Annotated in this window: 16 protein-coding genes and 1 pseudogene; 5 read left to right on the plus strand and 12 right to left on the minus strand. The window is 64.6% G+C overall.

Translation table 11 applies throughout. The annotated features are described in order from the left end of the window. From pstC to phoB, 5 genes are all read left to right on the plus strand, one after another. Entirely contained in the window at positions 1–1,383 is a 1,383-nt protein-coding gene (pstC, locus tag ACO06X_RS05120; protein ID WP_421838895.1) for a phosphate ABC transporter permease subunit PstC, read from the plus strand. A gap of 9 nt (positions 1,384–1,392) precedes the next feature. Next, on the plus strand, positions 1,393–2,664 hold the full coding sequence (gene pstA / locus ACO06X_RS05125; protein WP_421838896.1) for a phosphate ABC transporter permease PstA: 1,272 nt from the start codon (positions 1,393–1,395) through the stop codon (positions 2,662–2,664). Between the two features lies 1 nt (position 2,665). Continuing rightward, positions 2,666–3,493 carry a phosphate ABC transporter ATP-binding protein PstB gene (gene pstB / locus ACO06X_RS05130; RefSeq protein ID WP_421838897.1) on the plus strand — a complete coding sequence of 276 codons (828 nt, stop codon included), beginning with the start codon at positions 2,666–2,668 and terminating at the stop codon, positions 3,491–3,493. Positions 3,494–3,514: 21 nt separating this feature from the next. Further along, positions 3,515–4,198, plus strand: a complete 684-nt coding sequence (gene phoU, locus ACO06X_RS05135; protein WP_421838898.1) for a phosphate signaling complex protein PhoU — start codon at positions 3,515–3,517, stop codon at positions 4,196–4,198. 78 nt (positions 4,199–4,276) lie between these two features. Then, positions 4,277–4,966, plus strand: coding sequence for a phosphate regulon transcriptional regulator PhoB (gene phoB / locus ACO06X_RS05140; protein ID WP_421838899.1), 690 nt, complete (start codon positions 4,277–4,279; stop codon positions 4,964–4,966). Between the two features lie 33 nt (positions 4,967–4,999). Here phoB and ACO06X_RS05145 read toward each other — a convergent pair whose 3' ends face one another. The 12 genes and pseudogenes from ACO06X_RS05145 to nuoG form a co-directional block, all read right to left on the minus strand. Next, a complete protein-coding gene (locus ACO06X_RS05145; RefSeq protein ID WP_421838900.1) occupies positions 5,000–5,272 on the minus strand; it encodes a DUF1467 family protein in 273 nt (90 codons plus the stop codon). 4 nt (positions 5,273–5,276) lie between these two features. Next, entirely contained in the window at positions 5,277–6,929 is a 1,653-nt protein-coding gene (locus ACO06X_RS05150) for a ribonuclease J (protein WP_421838901.1), read from the minus strand. A 56-nt stretch (positions 6,930–6,985) separates the two neighbouring features. After that, entirely contained in the window at positions 6,986–7,771 is a 786-nt protein-coding gene (locus ACO06X_RS05155) for a type III pantothenate kinase (RefSeq protein ID WP_421838902.1), read from the minus strand. Continuing rightward, positions 7,755–8,510, minus strand: coding sequence for a biotin--[acetyl-CoA-carboxylase] ligase (locus ACO06X_RS05160; RefSeq protein WP_421838903.1), 756 nt, complete (start codon positions 8,508–8,510; stop codon positions 7,755–7,757). The genes ACO06X_RS05155 and ACO06X_RS05160 overlap by 17 nt, the downstream gene beginning before the upstream one ends. Positions 8,511–8,525: 15 nt before the next feature. Next, positions 8,526–9,989 (minus strand): NADH-quinone oxidoreductase subunit NuoN, encoded by a 1,464-nt coding sequence (gene nuoN / locus ACO06X_RS05165; RefSeq protein WP_421838904.1) that lies wholly within the window; start codon positions 9,987–9,989, stop codon positions 8,526–8,528. Next, a complete protein-coding gene (locus ACO06X_RS05170) occupies positions 9,989–11,572 on the minus strand; it encodes an NADH-quinone oxidoreductase subunit M (protein WP_421838905.1) in 1,584 nt (527 codons plus the stop codon). Before ACO06X_RS05170 ends, nuoN begins: the two co-directional genes overlap by 1 nt. Further along, positions 11,569–13,617: an NADH-quinone oxidoreductase subunit L gene (nuoL, locus tag ACO06X_RS05175; protein ID WP_421838906.1), complete on the minus strand. Its 2,049-nt coding sequence runs from the start codon at positions 13,615–13,617 to the stop codon at positions 11,569–11,571. Before nuoL ends, ACO06X_RS05170 begins: the two co-directional genes overlap by 4 nt. Before the next feature lie 6 nt (positions 13,618–13,623). Beyond that, positions 13,624–13,929: an NADH-quinone oxidoreductase subunit NuoK gene (nuoK, locus tag ACO06X_RS05180; RefSeq protein WP_298166096.1), complete on the minus strand. Its 306-nt coding sequence runs from the start codon at positions 13,927–13,929 to the stop codon at positions 13,624–13,626. A gap of 43 nt (positions 13,930–13,972) precedes the next feature. After that, positions 13,973–14,590, minus strand: a complete 618-nt coding sequence (locus ACO06X_RS05185) for an NADH-quinone oxidoreductase subunit J (RefSeq protein WP_421838907.1) — start codon at positions 14,588–14,590, stop codon at positions 13,973–13,975. Between the two features lie 12 nt (positions 14,591–14,602). Continuing rightward, entirely contained in the window at positions 14,603–15,103 is a 501-nt protein-coding gene (nuoI, locus tag ACO06X_RS05190) for an NADH-quinone oxidoreductase subunit NuoI (RefSeq protein ID WP_421838908.1), read from the minus strand. 107 nt (positions 15,104–15,210) lie between these two features. Next, positions 15,211–16,248, minus strand: a pseudogene (nuoH, locus tag ACO06X_RS05195) (NADH-quinone oxidoreductase subunit NuoH); the annotation flags it as partial. Beyond that, complete coding sequence (gene nuoG / locus ACO06X_RS05200; protein WP_421838909.1) at positions 16,245–18,254, minus strand: NADH-quinone oxidoreductase subunit NuoG; 2,010 nt, start codon at positions 18,252–18,254, stop codon at positions 16,245–16,247. The pseudogene nuoH and the gene nuoG, both read right to left, overlap by 4 nt. Positions 18,255–18,278: the final 24 nt, after the last annotated feature.

Here is an 18,278-nt window from a genome sequence, read left to right on the forward strand (position 1 = left end):
ATGTCGCCAGCCATTCTCTTCATTCTGGCTTTCGGGCTGGGTCTGGTTGGCTGGCTGGCCGGGCGCTCGCGCGCCTGGGCTTTCCGCAAGTCTGCGCCGGGTGGTCGCATCCATTCACTTCCCGATTTCCATGCATGGTATGTCGGTTTGTGGGTGGCTGTGCCCACCCTGCTCTTCGCACTACTGTGGGATGCGATCAGCCCGGGGCTTGTGCTGCAGCATGTCCTCGCCGATCCTGCCGCCGCCTCGCTGCCCGCGTTCGGCTTCGAGCGCGAGGCGATCATGGGCGAGGCCCGCGCGGTCGCCACCGGCGCGGCGCAGGCCGTCTTCAACAACGAATCGCAAGGGCTGGTCGAACCCTACCGGGTCGCGATCGCGCGCTACAACACCCTCGGCCTGATGGTGACGCTGGTGATCGCCTTCGCGGGCGGCGCTTTTGCGTTCCTGCGCCTGCGCCCGGATTTCACCGCACGCACGCGGGTCGAACGTGCGGTCATGGCGCTGCTGCTGATCGCGTCGCTGGTGGCGATCCTCACCACGATCGGCATCGTTGCCAGCCTCGTGTTCGAAACGGTGCGCTTCTTCGGCATGGTCTCGCCGCTCGATTTCCTGCTGGGCACGCATTGGGCGCCCGATCCGATGAGCACCGGCGCGCCCGATGGCGGCGCCTTCGGAGCGATTCCGTTGTTCTGGGGCACGATCTACATCGGCGCGATCATCGCCATGGCGGTTGCGATCCCGCTCGGTCTGATGAGCGCGGTCTACCTCACCCAGTATGCCGATGCCTCGGTACGCAAGGTGATGAAGCCCTTGCTGGAAATCCTCGCGGGCGTGCCGACCGTGGTCTACGGCTATTTCGCCGCGCTCACCGTCGCGCCCGCCGTGCGCGATTTGGCGCAGGCAATCGGCATTGCCAACGCCTCCACCGAAAGCGCCATGGCGGCCGGCCTCGTCATGGGCGTGATGATCATTCCCTTCGTCTCCTCGATGGCGGACGACAGCATCGCTGCCGTGCCTCAGGCGATGCGTGATGGCAGCCTTGCGATGGGTGCCACCCGCGCCGAAACGATCCGCAAGGTGCTGATCCCTGCGGCACTTCCCGGCATCGTCGCAGGCATCATGCTGGCCGTGAGCCGCGCTATCGGCGAGACCATGATCGTGGTCATGGCCGCCGGCGCCTCGGCCAACCTGACCGGCAACCCGTTTGCCTCGATGACGACCGTCACCTTCCAGATCGTCGCGATGCTCACCGGCGAGGGCAGCTTCGATCACCCGGCGACACTGTCCGCCTTCGCGCTGGGAATGGTCCTCTTCCTTGTCACGCTCACGCTCAATTTCATCGCGCTGCGCGTGGTGAAGCGCTACCGCGAAGCCTACGAGTAGGGCTGATCCATGTCGACCAACGATCTCGCAGCCACCCACGACCGCCGCGCTATCCGCCAGGCGCGCATGGAGGCCGGCCTTGCGCGCCGCTTCCGCGCGGACCGGTGGTTCCGCCTTGCTGGCCTCGGCGCGGTGAGCTTCTCCGCGCTCGTGCTCGTCTTCCTGCTGGGCTCCATGGCTTCCAGCGGCTGGGCCGGCTTCCACCGCACCGAACTGCGCTTTTCCATACCGATCCACGGCCACCTCGAGATCGATCCGGCACGCCTTGCCCAGCCCGATCCGCTCGGCGGGCTGGAATCGGCCGGCCTGCCCGGAGTGGTCAATGCCGCCGCGAACAAGGCCTTCGGCCCCGACGGCGAGGGTCTGCTTGATCCCGGTGCATGGCGTGATGTCGGCGCAAAGCTGATCGGCGATCCTGCCCTGCTGATGAGCGACGAACTCTCCGTTTCGCTCCCGGCCAGTGACGACCTCGCCAATGCCATGCGCGGCGGCGGTGAACCGGCGCTGCGCCAGCATGCCGCCAGCATGGCCCGCGAAGGCACGCTGGTGCGCGCTTTGGATACCGGCTTCCTCGTTCGCGCCGATGCGACCAACCCGCAAAGTGTGGGCATCTGGGGGGCGCTCAAGGGCTCGATGATGACGATGTTCATCACCCTCGTGCTGGCCTTCCCGGTCGGGGTGCTCTCGGCCCTCTATCTTGAAGAATACGCGACCCGGAACCGCTGGACGGACCTGATCGAGATCTCGATCAACAACCTCGCGGCCGTGCCCTCGATCATCTTCGGCCTGCTCGGCCTTGCGGTGTTCCTTGCGGCCTTCCCCAATTACCGCTCGGCCCCGCTGATCGGCGGCATGACGCTCGCGCTGATGACCATGCCGGTCATCGTCATTTCCGGGCGCAACGCGATCAAGTCCGTACCGCCCTCGATCCGCGACGCAGCACTCGCCATGGGGGCCAGCCCGGTGCAAGTGGTCTTCCACCACGTGCTGCCGCTTGCCCTCCCCGGCATTCTCACTGGCACGATCATCGGCATGGCCCGCGCGCTGGGCGAAACCGCGCCGCTGCTGATGATCGGCATGCGCGCCTTCGTCGCCAGCCCGCCGAGCGACTTCACCTCGCCCGCCACGGTCCTGCCCGTGCAGATCTTCCTGTGGTCGGACGAAATCGACCGCGGCTTCATCGAACGCACCAGCGCGGCGATTGTCGTGCTGCTGATCTTCCTGCTCGTGATGAATGGCATCGCGATCTACCTGCGCAACCGCTTCGAGAAACGGTGGTAACATGAACGCTCCAGTCCCTGCTGCAGATGCGGCGAACCAGCCTGCGGCGTCGGTGTTTCCCGATCCGGTCGGCCCTTCCAAGATCAGCGCACGCGGCGTCTCGGTGTTCTATGGCCAGAAGTGCGCGATCGACGATGTCTCGATCGAGATCCCCCAGAACTACGTGACCGCGTTCATCGGTCCTTCGGGCTGCGGCAAATCGACCTTCCTGCGCAGCCTCAACCGCATGAACGACACGATCCCCAGCGCCCGCGTGGAAGGCGAAATCCTGCTCGACGGGATGGACATCTATCGCTCGGGGATGGACGTCGTGCAGCTGCGCGCGCGGGTCGGCATGGTATTCCAGAAGCCCAATCCCTTCCCCAAGTCGATCTACGAGAACATCGCCTATGGCCCGCGCATCCACGGGATCACCGCGAGCAGGTCGGAGCTTGACGGCATCGTCGAGCAGTCGCTCCAGCGCGCGGGCCTGTGGGACGAAGTGAAGGACCGGCTGACCGACAGCGGCACCGCGCTTTCCGGCGGCCAGCAGCAGCGCCTGTGCATCGCACGCGCTATCGCAGTCGATCCCGAAGTGATCCTGATGGACGAGCCCTGTTCGGCGCTGGACCCGATCGCCACCGCGCGCATCGAAGAGCTGATCGACGATCTGCGTGGCCGCTATGCCATCGTCATCGTCACGCACTCGATGCAGCAGGCGGCGCGCGTCTCCCAGCGCACGGCGTTTTTCCATCTCGGCAAGATCGTGGAATACGGTACAACCTCGGACATCTTCACAAATCCGCGTGAGGAAAAGACCAAGGACTACATCACCGGCCGCTACGGTTGAGAGCACGGGTAAGGAATTGCAATGGCTGAACATACCGTCAAGGCGTTCGACGAGGACATCACCCGTCTGCGCGGTCTGGTGGCCGAAATGGGCGGATTGGCCGAACTTTCGGTGGCCGAGGCCATGGACGCGCTCGTCACCGGAAACCAGGAACTTGCCGATGGCGTGATCGCGCGCGACAAGCGGATCGATCAGCTGGAGGGTGAGGTCGACCGCCTCTCCGTCCGCGTCCTCGCCCTGCGCGCCCCGATGGCCGACGATCTGCGCGAGGTGATCGCCGCACTCAAGATCGCCGGCGTGATCGAGCGCATCGGCGACTACGCCAAGAACATCGCCAAGCGCGTCGGCCATATCGAGGGCCGCAAGCGGTTCGAGCCCCTGACCCTGCTGCCGGTGATGAACGAACTGGCGGGTGACATGGTCCACGACGTGCTCACGGCCTATGCCGCGCGTGATCCGGTGGCCGCGGCCGAGATCGTCAAGCGCGACGCCAAGGTCGATGCCTTCTACGACAGCGTGTTCCGCAACTTCGTCTCCTACATGGTCGAAAACCCGGCCACGATCAGCTCGGTCGCGCAGCTCATGTTCGTCGCGCGCAACATCGAGCGTATCGGCGATCATGCCACCAACATCGCCGAAATGGTCTATTACGCCGCGACGGGCGCCTATCTGCCGGAGCGTGACGAAGTCCTGCCACCAGCCTGACGCCCCTCGTCACGACGGCGTAACAATTGTCGTGTCTGCGCAAAGTCACTGTCATGACTGTCGTATCAGGGGTTCAAAATGTCCGCGCCGAAGCTGCTGCTGGTAGAGGATGATACCGCACTCGCCGAACTGGTCGAGTACCGGTTTCGCGGCGAGGGTTATGACGTCCGCACCACCGACGATGGCGATGAAGCCCTGCTCCTCGCCGCCGAGGACACGCCGGACCTCGTCCTGCTCGACTGGATGATCGGCGGCACCAGCGGCATCGAAGTCTGCCGTCGCCTACGCCGCAACAAGGCGACGGCCCACGTTCCCATCATCATCCTCACCGCCCGGAGCGACGAGGACGACCGCGTGCGCGGCCTCGAAACAGGCGCGGACGACTATGTCACCAAGCCCTTTTCCCCGCGCGAGCTCATTGCCCGCGTCGGCGCGGTGCTGCGCCGCGTGCGCCCGGCGCTGGCGGGCGAGACGATCACCGTCGGCGATCTCGCGCTCGATCCGACTGCGCACCGCGTCACGCGGCGCGGGCAGGCGATCAAGATCGGCCCTACTGAGTTCCGCCTGCTGCGCCATTTCATGGAACACCCGGGCCGTGTCTTCTCGCGCGGGCAGTTGCTCGATGCGGTGTGGGGCAGCGGCAGCGACATCGAGCTGCGCACGGTGGACGTCCACATCCGCCGCCTGCGTCAGGCCATCGCGATCCCTGGCGCGGCTGATCCGGTGCGCACCGTGCGCTCGGCCGGCTACGCGCTTGAAGGCGTCTGACATTACCCTCTCCCCTTCAGGGGAGAGGGGTTCTCAAATCCCCAGCAGGGGCGCGATATCCAGGTCTTGAATCGTGATCCAGCGGTTCACGTAGTTCGCGTAGTAGAGCCAGAACAGCACCGTCGAGAGCACGGTCGCGCGGAGCAGGATGCGGCGCGGATTGAAGTTCCCCGGCGCGCTGGGCGCTTGCCCCGGCACTTTGGCGATGCCCAGCTCATCAGAGGTGCGCACGCCGAACGGCATCACGAGGAATGCCGAGAGCACCCAGAACAGCGCCCAGATCGCGATGATCGATGTCCACTTCATCGCTTCACCCCTCCCGCAACATGACCTGAACCACGGGCTTCTTGCCCGACCAGCGCTGCGCCGCGCGCCGCACGGTCAGCCGCACGGTCTCGGATATACCGGCCCGGTCGCGCTTCTTGTCGCCCTTGATCGCGGTCACGGCCTTTTCGACATCGACCTGCGCTTCGGCGATGAACTCGTCCATGTCCTCTTCAAGCGGCAACCCGACTGCGGCAATCTCCACCGCAGACGTCAGCTTGCCCGCCGCCGAAACCGCCAGCGCTGCGACCACCAGGCCGCTTTCCGCCAGCTTACGCCGCTGCCCCATCGCACTGCCATCGGCAGGCGCGATGATGTCGCCATCGAGCACCAGCCGTCCGTTGCGCACTTCCGAGAGCTTCACCGGCCCGTTCGGGGCCAGCCGCACCACATCGCCATTCTTCTGGATGATCGTCCGGGGGATGCCGCTTGCCTTGCCCAGCCGCGCCTGCTCGGCCATGTGGCGCATCTCGCCGTGCACCGGCACAAGCATCTCCGGCCGGATCCAGCTGTAGAGCGCTTCGAGTTCGGGCCGCCCCGGATGGCCGGAAACATGGATCATGCCCTGCCGGTCGGTCAGGATTTCCACACCCTTCGCTGCCAGCTGGTTCTGTACCCGCCCGATGGCAATCTCGTTGCCGGGAATCTGGCGGCTGGAGAAGAGCACCGCGTCGCCCTTCTCGAGCTTTACGGGGTGCGTGTCCGAAGCGATCCGCGCCAGCGCCGCGCGCGCCTCGCCCTGCCCACCAGTGGCGAGCACCATGAGCTGCCCGCGCGGCACGTCCATCGCCGCATCCATGCTCACCGTCTCGGGAAAGTGCTCGAGATAGCCGCTCGCCTGCGCCACCCCGATGATCCGGTCGAGCGAACGCCCCGCCACACAGAGCTTGCGCCCGGTCGCCACGGCCACCTCGCCCAGCGTCTGCAGCCGCGCCACGTTGGAGGCGAAGGTCGTCACCACCACGCGCTTGCCCTTGAGGCCGGCCACCATCTCCATCAGCCCGTCACGCACCGCGCCTTCGGAGCCGGAGGGCTTGGGATTGAACACGTTGGTCGAATCGCAGACCAGCGCCAGCACGCCCTCGTCACCCAGTGCGGTGAGTTCGCCCTCGGTCGCCGGAACGCCGATCAGCGGCTCGTCATCCAGCTTCCAGTCGCCGGTGTGAAACACGCGTCCATGCGGCGTCTCGATCACCAGGGCATTGCCCTCGGCAATCGAGTGCGCCAGCGGCACATAGCGGATGTCGAACGGCCCGAGGCTCAGCGACGAATCGTTGGGAATCGTGTTGAGCGTGACCTGCTTGGAAATCCCCGCCTCAGCGAGCTTCTCCGCCACCAGCCGCGCGGTAAACGGCGTCGCAAAGAGCGGCACGCCGAGGTCCAGAGCAAAATAGGGCACCGCGCCGATATGGTCTTCGTGCGCGTGGGTCAGCACGATTCCGACCAGATCGTCGAGCCGCTCTTCGATGAACGACAGGTCTGCGAACACCAGATCGACGCCCGGATAATAGGGATCGGCAAAAGTCATGCCGAGATCGACCATCAGCCACTTGCCGTTGCAGCCATAGAGATTGACGTTCATGCCGATCTCGCCCGATCCGCCGAGCGCGAGAAACAGCAATTCCTTACCGGGTTTCACAGCATTTCCAGTTCACTAGTGGCGCAGTGGCCAAGGGTTTGCCGCGCGCTTGATTTTCAGCGCGCGGCCACGCGTTCGGCGAGGATGGCGATGCCGTCCAATGTCAGGTCCGTATCCACGTGGTCGAAGATCGAGGTGTGCTGGTCGAACAGCACCGCCAGCCCGCCGGTGGCAACCACCTTGACCGGGCGTCCGATTTCGTTGCGCAAGCGGGATATAAGGCCTTCCATCATCGCCACATAGCCCCAGAACACCCCGATCTGCATCTGATCTTCAGTGTTACGGCCGATAACGCTGCGGTTGTTGCCCTGCGGCGGCGCGATGGCGATGCGCGGCAGCTTGGCCGCCGCCGTTACCAGTGCATCGAGCGACAGGTTGATGCCCGGCGCGATGATCCCGCCCTTATAGGCCCCGCTCGCATCGACTACGTCGAACGTGGTCGCGGTGCCGAAATCGACCACGATCAGGTCGCCCTCATACTTGGCATGCGCTGCTACGGTGTTCACCGCGCGGTCCGCGCCCAGCGAGCGCGGCTGCTCGACATCGGCGACAAAGCCCCACTCCACCGGCGGCTGCCCGGCCACGAGCGGATCGATGCCGAAATACTTCTGCCCCAGCACCTGCAGATTGTGCAGCGCGCGCGGCACCACGGTGGAAATCAGAATCTGCCGGACACGCTCCGGATCGAAGCCCTGCAGCTTCATCAGCTGCAGCAGCCACACCGCATACTCGTCCGCCGTGCGCCGCGGATCGGTGGCCACCCGCCAGCGCGAACGGATTTCGCGCCCATCGAAGAGCGCGAACACGACATTGGTGTTGCCGACGTCAACCGCCAGAAGCATGGCTCTCTCCACTTGCGCCGATAAGCTCGACATCGCCGGCGTGGATGGCACGGACCGAACCGTCCGCCAAGCGCAGAAGGACCGCGCCATCGGGCTCCAGCCCTGCAAAACTGCCGATCACATGGCCCTCTTCGGTGAGGTTTACGCCGAGCAGCGTGCCCTTGGGCAGCGCCCTTGCCAGCCATTCGGCGCGCAGCATGAGCCAGCCGCCGGCATGCCATGTCGTCAGGTCTTCGGCCCAGGTCTCCGCCAGCGCCGAGGCAAACACATCCCGGCTCACCGCAAACCCCAGTGCAGCGAGCGACACCGTCTTGCGGCCCGCCACCTCGGGCGCTTCCGACAGATTGACCCCGATGCCAACAATCACCGCATCGCGCTGCCGCTCCAGCAGGATGCCGCCCAGCTTGGCTTCGCCCACCAGCAGATCATTGGGCCATTTCAGTGAAAGGCCGGAAAGCGCTGGGACGACCGCCTTGAGCGCCCGGTGCACGCTCACTCCCGCCACCAGCGCCAGCGTCTGCGGCAGGGCCTCGCTGTCACGCAAGGCAACCGCAGTCGATCCCATGAAGTTGCCGAGCCCGCCGGTCCACACCCGCCCGGCGCGCCCACGCCCGGAGGTCTGCCGGTCCGCCACCAGCCAGTGGCCTTCCGCCGGAGCCTCACCATTGGCCAGCCGTGCGAGCAAGGCCGAATTGGTCGAGGCGATCTCCGCGACGACCTTGATCAGCGGGTCCGGCACTGCCCGCTCAGCGTGTCATGCGATGTGGAACAATGCGGCCGCGGCATTGCCCGCCAGCACGCCCAGCGGCTTGGTCACCAGCCAGCCCAGCGGCGAAATCGCCACGACGGAGACGAACAGCAGCACGCGCTGCGCCATGTCGCTCTCGCCCGTCACCACATCGGTCGCCTCGTCGAAGTACATCACCTTGACGACCTTGATGTAGTAGAACGCGCCGATCACCGAGGCCGCGATACCGATGGCCGCGAGGCTGAGCAGGTTTGCCTGCACTGCAGCCTGGAACACCACGAACTTGCCCCAGAACCCGAACAGCGGCGGAATGCCCGCGAGGCTGAACATGACTGCCGCCAACGCCAGCGCCAGCATCGGACGGGTCTTGGAAAGCCCAGCCATCGCCGCGATGGATTCAACCGGTGCGCCGTCCGCATCCCGCAGCATCAGCACCGCAACAAAGCCCGCGACCGACATCGCAACGTAGATCGCCAGATAGACCAGCATCGCCGCCGCGCCCGCCTGGTTGGCGCAGGCAAGGCCGATCAGCATGAAGCCGACATTGTTGATCGACGAATAAGCGAGCAGGCGCTTGATGTTGTCCTGCCCGATCGCGCCGAGCGCACCGATCACGATGGAAAGCAGCGCGACGAAGATCACGATCTGCTGCCAAGCCCCCGGCTGCGCGCCAAAGGCGAACAGGCTGACCCGCATCAGCAACGCCAGCGCCGCCACCTTGGGCGCGGTCGCGAAGAAGGTCGTCACCGGGGTCGGCGCGCCTTCATAGACGTCGGGCGTCCACATGTGGAACGGCGCGGCACTGACCTTGAAGGCAAGGCCGGCCAGCACGAACACGATCCCGAAGGTCGCCCCCATCGAAAGCGGCCCGGCTAGCGCGGCGTGAATGCCGGCAAAGCTGGTGCTGCCGGTGAAGCCGTAGGTCAGGCTCACGCCATAAAGCAGGATGCCCGAGGCGAGCGAGCCCAGCACGAAGTACTTGAGGCCCGCTTCGGCCGAACGCTCGTCGCTGCGCAGGAACGCGGCCATGACATAGGCGGCAAGGCTGTTGAGTTCGAGGCCGATATAGAGCGCGAGCATGTCGGTCGCCGAAACCATCATGCCCATGCCCATCGCGGCAAACAGCACCAGCAGCGGGAATTCCGCGCGCATTGCATTGCTGCGCTCGAAGAAGGCGGGCGCGACGATCAGCGTGACCGCAGCACCGGCATAGATCAGCAGCTTGCCGAACGCGGCGAAGGCATCGCCGCTGAACTGGCCGTTCCATGCAACGACGCCGGGGCCCATCGCGGCCTGGCACAGCGCCGGTACGGTCAGCACCGCGCAGACGGTGAGGACGGCCACCGCCGCGATCGAAATCACGCGGCTGGCCTTGTCACCGCCCCATGCAGCGGCCAGCAGCAGGATCAGGCCGGAGATGCTGAGGACCTCCTCGGTCCCGGTGATCGCCAGCGAACGGAGCAGTTCCATCAGCGTGCTCCCTCATGCTGGGCTTCGGCCCCGTGGGATCCTGAGCCGTGTTCCATTGCATCCCCATGTTCATGTGTCGACGTGACCGGCGGAACAGCCGCCAGCTGCACATCGGCGTCGCCCTTGGGCCGCGCCTGTGCCAGTCGTGCTTCAAGGCCTGCGATATCCTTGCGCATCGGCGCGAGGAAAGTTTCCGGATAGACGCCCATCCACAGCACGGCGGCGGCCAGTGGCACCATCATCGCCCATTCGCGCGCATCAAGATCGGACATCGCCGCCGCGTCCTCGTTCTTCTGCAGGCCGAATATCACGCGGCGATAGAGATAGAGCATGTAGGCCGCGCCAAGGATGATACCGGTGGTGCACACCAGCGCCACCCAGCTCGATTGCGCATAGATGCCCAGCAGCGAAAGGAACTCGCCGACGAAGCCGCTCGTGCCCGGCAGGCCGACCGAGGCCATCGTGAACAGCATGAAGAACAGCGCATAAGCCGGCATGTTGATCGCAAGGCCGCCGTAGCGGTCGATCTCACGCGTGTGCAGCCGGTCGTAGATCACGCCCACGGCAAGGAACAGCGCGCCCGACACGATGCCGTGGCTCAGCATCACGATCATCGAGCCTTCGAGCCCCTGCCGGTTGAACGCAAACAGCCCCACCGTCACGATCGCCATGTGTGCGACCGAGGAATAGGCGATAAGCTTCTTCATGTCGTGCTGCACCAGCGCGATCAGCGAGGTGATGACGACCGCCGCCATCGAAAGCCCGTAGATCAGCGGGGCAAACTGCGCCGAGGCCTCGGGGAACATCGGCAGCGAGAAGCGGATGAAGCCGTAGCCGCCCATCTTGAGCAGCACGCCTGCGAGGATCACCGAACCTGCGGTCGGCGCCTGCACGTGCGCATCAGGCAGCCAGGTGTGCGTCGGCCACATCGGCATCTTCACCGCAAAGCTCGCGAAGAACGCCAGCCACAGCCAGGTCTGCGCCTTTACCGGGAAGCTGTAGGCCATCAGGGTCGGGATGTCGCTCGTGCCCGCCTCGTTCACCATCCACATCATCGCGATCAGCATCAGCACCGAACCGAGCAACGTGTAGAGGAAGAACTTGTAGCTGGCGTAGATGCGGTCCGCCCCGCCCCAGATGCCGATGATGAGGTACATCGGGATCAGGCCGGCCTCGAACATGATGTAGAACAGGAACAGGTCCTGCGCGGTGAAGACGCCGATCATCAGCGTCTCCATGATCAGGAAGTTGGCGTAGTACTCGCCCGCGCGCTTCTCGATCGCGTTCCAGCTCGCGCCGATGCAGATCGGCATGAGGAACACGGTCAGCGCGATCAGCAGCAGTGCGATCCCGTCGATACCCAGCTTCCATTCGAAGCCGGCAAACACCGAGGCATGTTCCTGGAACTGCCACTGCGGCCCGCCGATCTGGTACTGCGACCACAGCACCGCGCCGAGCACGAGATCGACCAGCGTCACCGCCAGCGCGATCGCGCGCGCAGCATCGCGCCCCGCCATCAGGCAGGCCACCGCGCCGACCAGCGGCACGAGAAGCATCAGGCTGAGAATGGGAAAGCCGCTCATTTCGCAATCACCCAGCTGACCGCGCCGACAAGGCCGACGAGCATGACCAGCGCATAGCTGTTGAGGTATCCGGACTGCAGCCGAACTGCGATCCGGCTGCTGCGGGCGACCAGCGCCGCCGCGCCATTGGGGCCGAAGCGGTCGATGATGCCGATGTCACCCTGCTTCCAGAACACCCGACCGAGCGCCATTGCAGGCTTCACGAACACCGCGTTGTAGAGCTCGTCGAAGTACCACTTGTTGAGCACGAACCGGTAGAGCGGCCCGATCTGGGCAGTGAACGCCGCCGGGAAGCCGGGGTTCGCGATATAGGCGAAGTACGCGATTGCAACGCCGGTCACCATCACGCCGAACGGAGCCCACTTCACCCACTCCGGCACGCCGTGCATCGCGTGGATCAGGTGCTCGCTGAAGGCGACGCTGCTCTTCCAGAATTCGCCGCTGCCTTCGCTGATGAACGCACCGTGGAACACAAAGCCCGCCAGCACCGCGCCGACCGACAGCAGCGCCAGCGGCACCAGCATCGAAAACGGGCTCTCGTGCGGGTGATAGCCCGCAGTGCCATCATGGCTGTGCGCATGCCCATGGTCGTGGCCATGATCGTCATGCCCGTGGTCGTGCGCATCATGCCCATGAGAATCGTGAACAGCGTGCTGGATATGCTCGGATTGCTCCCAGCGCGGCTTGCCCCAGAAGGTCAGGAACATCAGCCGCCACGAATAGAAGCTCGTCATCAGCGCAGCGATGATGCCGCACCAGAAGCCGAAGTGGCCCGCGCCCGTCCCGCTGGCATAAGCCGCCTCGAGGATCGAATCCTTGGAATAGAACCCTGCGAAACCGAACACGTCGACAATGCCGACACCAGTGATGGCCAGCGTGCCCATCATCATCGCCCAGAAGGTAAGCGGGATATGCTTCCTGAGGCCGCCATAGAAGCGCATGTCCTGCTCGTGGTGCATCGCATGGATGACAGAGCCCGCGCCAAGGAACAGCAGCGCCTTGAAGAAGGCGTGCGTGAACAAGTGGAACATCGCCGCACCCGGCGCGCCGACGCCCGCCGCCACGAACATGTAGCCGAGCTGCGAGCAGGTCGAATAGGCGATCACCCGCTTGATGTCCCACTGCGTCGTGCCGATGGTTGCGGCAAAGAAGCAGGTGGCAGCGCCGACATAGGTCACCACCGTCATCGCGGTTTCGCTCGTCTGGAACATCGGCGAAAGGCGGCAGACCATGAACACGCCCGCGGTCACCATGGTCGCCGCGTGGATCAGCGCCGAAACCGGGGTCGGGCCTTCCATCGCGTCCGGCAGCCAGGTGTGCAGGCCCAGCTGCGCCGATTTGCCCATCGCGCCGATGAACAGGAGAATGCACAGCACCGTCATCATATCGAGCCGGTAGCCGAGGAATCCGATTGTCGAGCCCGCCATGCCCGGCGCCGCCGCCAGAATCGCCGGGATCGAAACGGTGCCGAACACCAGAAACGTGCCGAAAATGCCCATCATGAAGCCAAGGTCACCCACGCGGTTGACCACGAAGGCCTTCATTGCGGCAGCATTGGCCGAGGGCTTGCGGAACCAGAACCCGATCAGCAGGTACGAGGCAAGGCCCACCCCTTCCCAGCCGAAGAACATCTGCACGAGGTTGTCGGCCGTCACCAGCATCAGCATCGCGAAGGTGAACAGCGAGAGGTAGGCGAAGAACCGCGGCTGATCCGGGTCCTCGTCCATGTAGCCCCAAGAGTACAGGTGGACGAGCGCTGAGACGCTGGTGATAACCACCAGCATGATCGCGGTCAGCGTATCGACGCGCAGCGCCCACTGAAAGTCGAGATCGCCCGAACGCACCCATTGCAGCACCGGCACCACCGAGGCTTCGGCGCTGCCACTCAGGAACGAAAGGAAGATCGGCCACGACAGCGCGCACGAGGTGAACAACGCCCCCGTCGTCACGAGCTTGGCCGGCACCTTGCCGATCAGCCGAGCGCCCAGTCCTGCGACCAGCGCCGCCAGCAGCGGCAGGAACACGATAATCTGGATCGGATGCACGGTGGTCTACCCCTTCATCCGGTTGACGTCGTCCACGGCAATCGTGCCGCGCCCACGGAAGTAGATGACGAGAATGGCGAGCCCGATGGCCGCCTCGCCCGCCGCCACGGTCAGCACGAACATCGCGAAGATCTGGCCGACAAGGTCGTGGAGGAATGCACTGAACGCAACGAAGTTGATGTTCACCGCCAGCAGGATCAGCTCGATCGCCATGAGGATGACGATCACGTTCTTGCGGTTGAGGAAGATCCCCAGCACGCCGAGCACGAACAGGATCGAGCTCACCACGACATAGTGTTCAATGCCAATCACGCGCGCAGCTCCATATTCCGCTCGCCCTGAGCTTGTCGAAGGGTCACAGCGTCACCCCCTGGCCCACGGCGGGCTTCACATTCACGGTCGCCTCTTCCGGACGCCGCGCGACCTGCCGGCCCACGTTCTGCCCGCGCGTATCGCTGCGCTGGCGGTGCGTCAGCACGATCGCGCCGATCATCGCGACGAGCAGGACGATGCCCGCCGCCTCGAACAGGAACAGATAGCGCGTGTAGAGCAGCGCACCGATGGCAGCCGTGTTCGAAAGCCCCTCCGGCGTCGCCGAAGCCCCGTTCGCGACGCCCAGTTGCAGCGCGCCGGTCTTCCAGGCGCCCACGCCCAGCACCAGTTCGCACAGCAGCACAGCGGCGATCATCAACCCCAGCGGCGCATTCTTGATGAAGCCTGCGCGCATTTCCGAAAAGTCGATGTCGAGCATCATGACCACGAACAGGAACAGCACCGCGACCGCGCCGACGTAGACGATGACGAGCAGCATCGCGATGAATTCCGCGCCCACCAGCACCATCAGCCCCGCCGCGTTGAAGAACGCGAGGATCAGCCACAGCACCGAATGGACCGGATTGCGGGCAAGGATCGTGATCGCGCCGGAGGCAATCACGAGGCTCGCGAAGAGATAAAAAGCGAACACCTGCATCATGTTGCGCGGCCCCTAGCGGTACGGTGCATCGGCTTCAAGGTTCGCGGCGAGCGCCCGCTCCCACTTGTCCCCGTTGGCAAGCAGCTTGGCCTTGTCGTACAAGAGCTCCTCACGCGTTTCGGTGGCGTATTCGAAGTTCGGCCCCTCGACGATGGCATCGACCGGGCAGGCTTCCTGGCAGAAGCCGCAGAAGATGCACTTGGTCATGTCGATGTCATAGCGCGTGGTGCGGCGGCTGCCGTCCCCCCCTGATTCTAGGCCGCGCGGTTCGGCCTCGATCGTGATCGCCTGCGCCGGGCACACCGCCTCGCACAGCTTGCACGCGATGCAGCGCTCTTCGCCATTGGGATAACGGCGCAGCGCATGTTCGCCGCGAAAGCGCGGGGAAAGCGGGTTCTTCTCGAACGGGTAGTTGATCGTCGCCTTGGGCTTGAAGAGGTACTTCAAGGTCAGCCAGTGCGCCTTGACGAACTCCCACAGCGTGAAGCTCTTGATGATCTGCGAGACGGTCATTTCTTGGCGTCCAGTTCATTGCAGGTCGGCAGGCCGGGAAGTCGCTCATTTGAACAGAGCTTGGCTTCGTATGTCCTGCCCGAGACCATTCCAGCTTCGTGCATGGGACCGTACCTGGTCACCATCAGGACCCCACTGATCGCGAACACGAAGAACAGCGAGAGCGGCAGGAAGATCTTCCAGCCCAGCCGCATCAGCTGGTCATAGCGGTAGCGTGGCACCGTCGCCTTGACCCAGCTGAAGATGAAGAAGAAAAACAGGATCTTGAGCAGCAGCCAGACGAGGCCCGGCACCAGATACAGCACCGGAATATCCAGCGGCGGCAGCCAGCCGCCCCAGAACAGCGTGGCGTTGAGCGCGCACATCAAGAGCACGTTGGCATATTCGCCCAGCCAGTATAGCGCGAACGCCATCGACGAGTATTCGGTCTGATAGCCCGCCACGAGCTCGCTTTCCGCCTCGGTCAGATCGAACGGCGCGCGCGCGGTTTCGGCCATGCCGGAGATCAGGAACATCACCCAGACCGGGAACAGCAACGGGTTCGCCACGAAACCGTTGATGATCCAGACGTGGTCCTTTTGCGCCTTGACGATCTCGTTCAGATTGAACGAACCCGCCCACAGCACCACGCAAATCAGGATGAAGCCGATCGAGACTTCATAGGAAATCATCTGAGCCGAGGCGCGCATCGCGCTGAAAAACGGGTACTTTGAGTTCGACGACCAGCCCGCGATCACCACCCCGTAAACCCCCAGCGACGAGATCGCGAGGACATAGAGCAGCCCGACATTGATATCCGCCAGCACCGCGCCCGAATTGAACGGGATCACCGCCCAGGCCATCAGCGCCACGGTAAACGTGATGATCGGCGCGATCAGGAACAGGCCCTTGTTCGCAGCCGAGGGGATGATGGTTTCCTGCAGGAACACCTTGAGCCCGTCCGCAAACGACTGGAGGATGCCGAATGGCCCCACCACGTTCGGCCCGCGCCGCAGCGCCATCGAGGCCCATATCTTGCGGTCGGCATAGATCACCAGCGCCACCGCCAGCATCACCGGCAAGGCGATCAGCAGGATTTCGAGGACCGTGGAAAGGCCCCAGGCGGCTTCAAAGGAAAGCCCGAGATTCTGGAAAAACGGGATCATTCCGCGGCCTCCGCAAAGCTTTCGCCATGCAGCAGTTCTGCCGAACAGCGCTGCAAGGTCGGGCTCGAACGCGCGATGGCATTCGTCAGATAGTGGTCCTTGATCGGGTAACCCGCGATCACGCCCTCGGCCTTCGCGCCCTTCGGAGCCGCAGGCAGCGCGCCGTAATCGGCAAGACCTTCCGAACCCAGCGCCGGCACTTCGGCAGTCATCGCCGCGCGCAGCTGCTCGAAGCTGTCGAAGCCCACCGCAACGCCCAGCGCATCGGCCATGGCGCGCAGGATCGTCCAGTCCTCGCGCGCGTCCCCGGGCGCATAGACCGCGCGTTCGGAATACTGCACCCGGCCTTCGGTGTTGACGTAAGTGCCGTCCTTTTCGGTGAAGGCCGCCGCAGGCAGGATCACATCCGCCGCATGCGCGGCCTTGTCACCATGATGGCCGATATGCACGATCATCGAGCCAGCAAACTTGGTGTAATCCACCTCGTCCGCCCCAAGCGAGATCACCATCTTCGGCTTCGCGGCGACCAGATCACCCAGCCCGCCAGCCTGCGCATAGCCCAGCATCAGCCCGCCCATGCGGCTCGCCGCCATGTGCAGCACGTTGAAGCCGTTCCATTCCTCGGTCACCAGCTTGAACCGCTCGGCAAACGCCAGACCTGCTTCGAGCGCGCCCTTGGCCAGGCCAGCGCCGCCGATGATGATCGCAGGCTTCTTCGCCCCTTCAAAGGCGGCGACAACTTCGGCGGGCACATCATTGAGAATGGCCGAATCTTCGCCAAGGAACATCGCCGGATACGTCGGCTCCCAAGCAGGGCCGATGATAAACACCTTCGCGCCCTTCTTCGCCGCCTTGCGGAGCCGCGTGTTCACCAGCGGCGCTTCATCGCGCACATGGCTGCCAACGATCAGGATTGCGTCGGCTTCCTCGATACCGTTCAGCGTCGAGTTGAAGGCCACGGCGGCCATGTTGCTCGCGGTATAGGCCAGCCCCGTCTGGCGGCCTTCGAGCAAGCTCGAACCCAGCGCGCGCGCCAGTGCCTTCGCCGCAAACATCGTCTCGCAATCGACCTGATCGCCCGCAATCACCGCGACCGAAGCGCCGGGATTGATCTTGGCCACCGCGTCGAATGCCTCGGCCCAGCTCGCCGCCGTCAGCTTGCCATCCTTGCGCAGCCACGGCTTGTCCAGACGGCGCCGCGTCAGGCCATCGACCACATAGCGTGCGCGGTCAGACAGCCACTCTTCGTTCACATCATCGTTCACACGCGGCAGGATGCGCAGCACTTCGCGGCCCCGGCTGTCGATGCGGATGTTGGAGCCGACCGCGTCGGACACGTCGATGCCCAGCGTCTTCTTCAGCTCCCACGGACGCGCCTCGAACGCATAGGGCTTCGAAGTCAGCGCACCCACCGGGCACAAGTCGATCACATTGGCCGAAAGCTCGTGCTTCGCCGCACCTTCAAGGTACGTCGAAATCTGCATCCCCTCGCCGCGATAAAGCGCGCCGATCTCGTCCACGCCCGCGATCTCTTCGGAGAAACGCACGCAGCGGGTGCAATGGATGCACCGCGTCATCGTCGTCTTGATCAGCGGGCCCATGTACTTGTCGGTCACCGCGCGCTTGTTCTCGTCATAGCGCGACTTGCCCCGGCCATAGGCGACCGATTGGTCCTGCAGGTCGCATTCGCCGCCCTGATCGCAGATCGGGCAATCGAGCGGGTGGTTGATGAGGAGAAACTCCATCACCCCTTCGCGCGCCTTCTTGACCATCTCGCTATCGGTGCGGATTTCCTGGCCTTCAGAGGCCGGCAGCGCACACGAAGCCTGCGGCTTGGGCGGCCCAGGCTTCACTTCAACGAGGCACATGCGGCAGTTGCCGGCGATGGACAACCGCTCGTGATAGCAGAAGCGGGGGATTTCCTTGCCGGCGAGCTCGCACGCCTGCAGCACCGTCGCGCCTGCGGGGACTTCGAGCTCTACGCCGTCTACCTTGAGCTTAGGCATTGCGGAGCCCCCTCAGATTGTTCG

Origin of the sequence: Novosphingobium sp. (genome assembly GCF_965229225.1) — a bacterium.
Taxonomy (GTDB): Bacteria; Pseudomonadota; Alphaproteobacteria; order Sphingomonadales; family Sphingomonadaceae; genus Novosphingobium.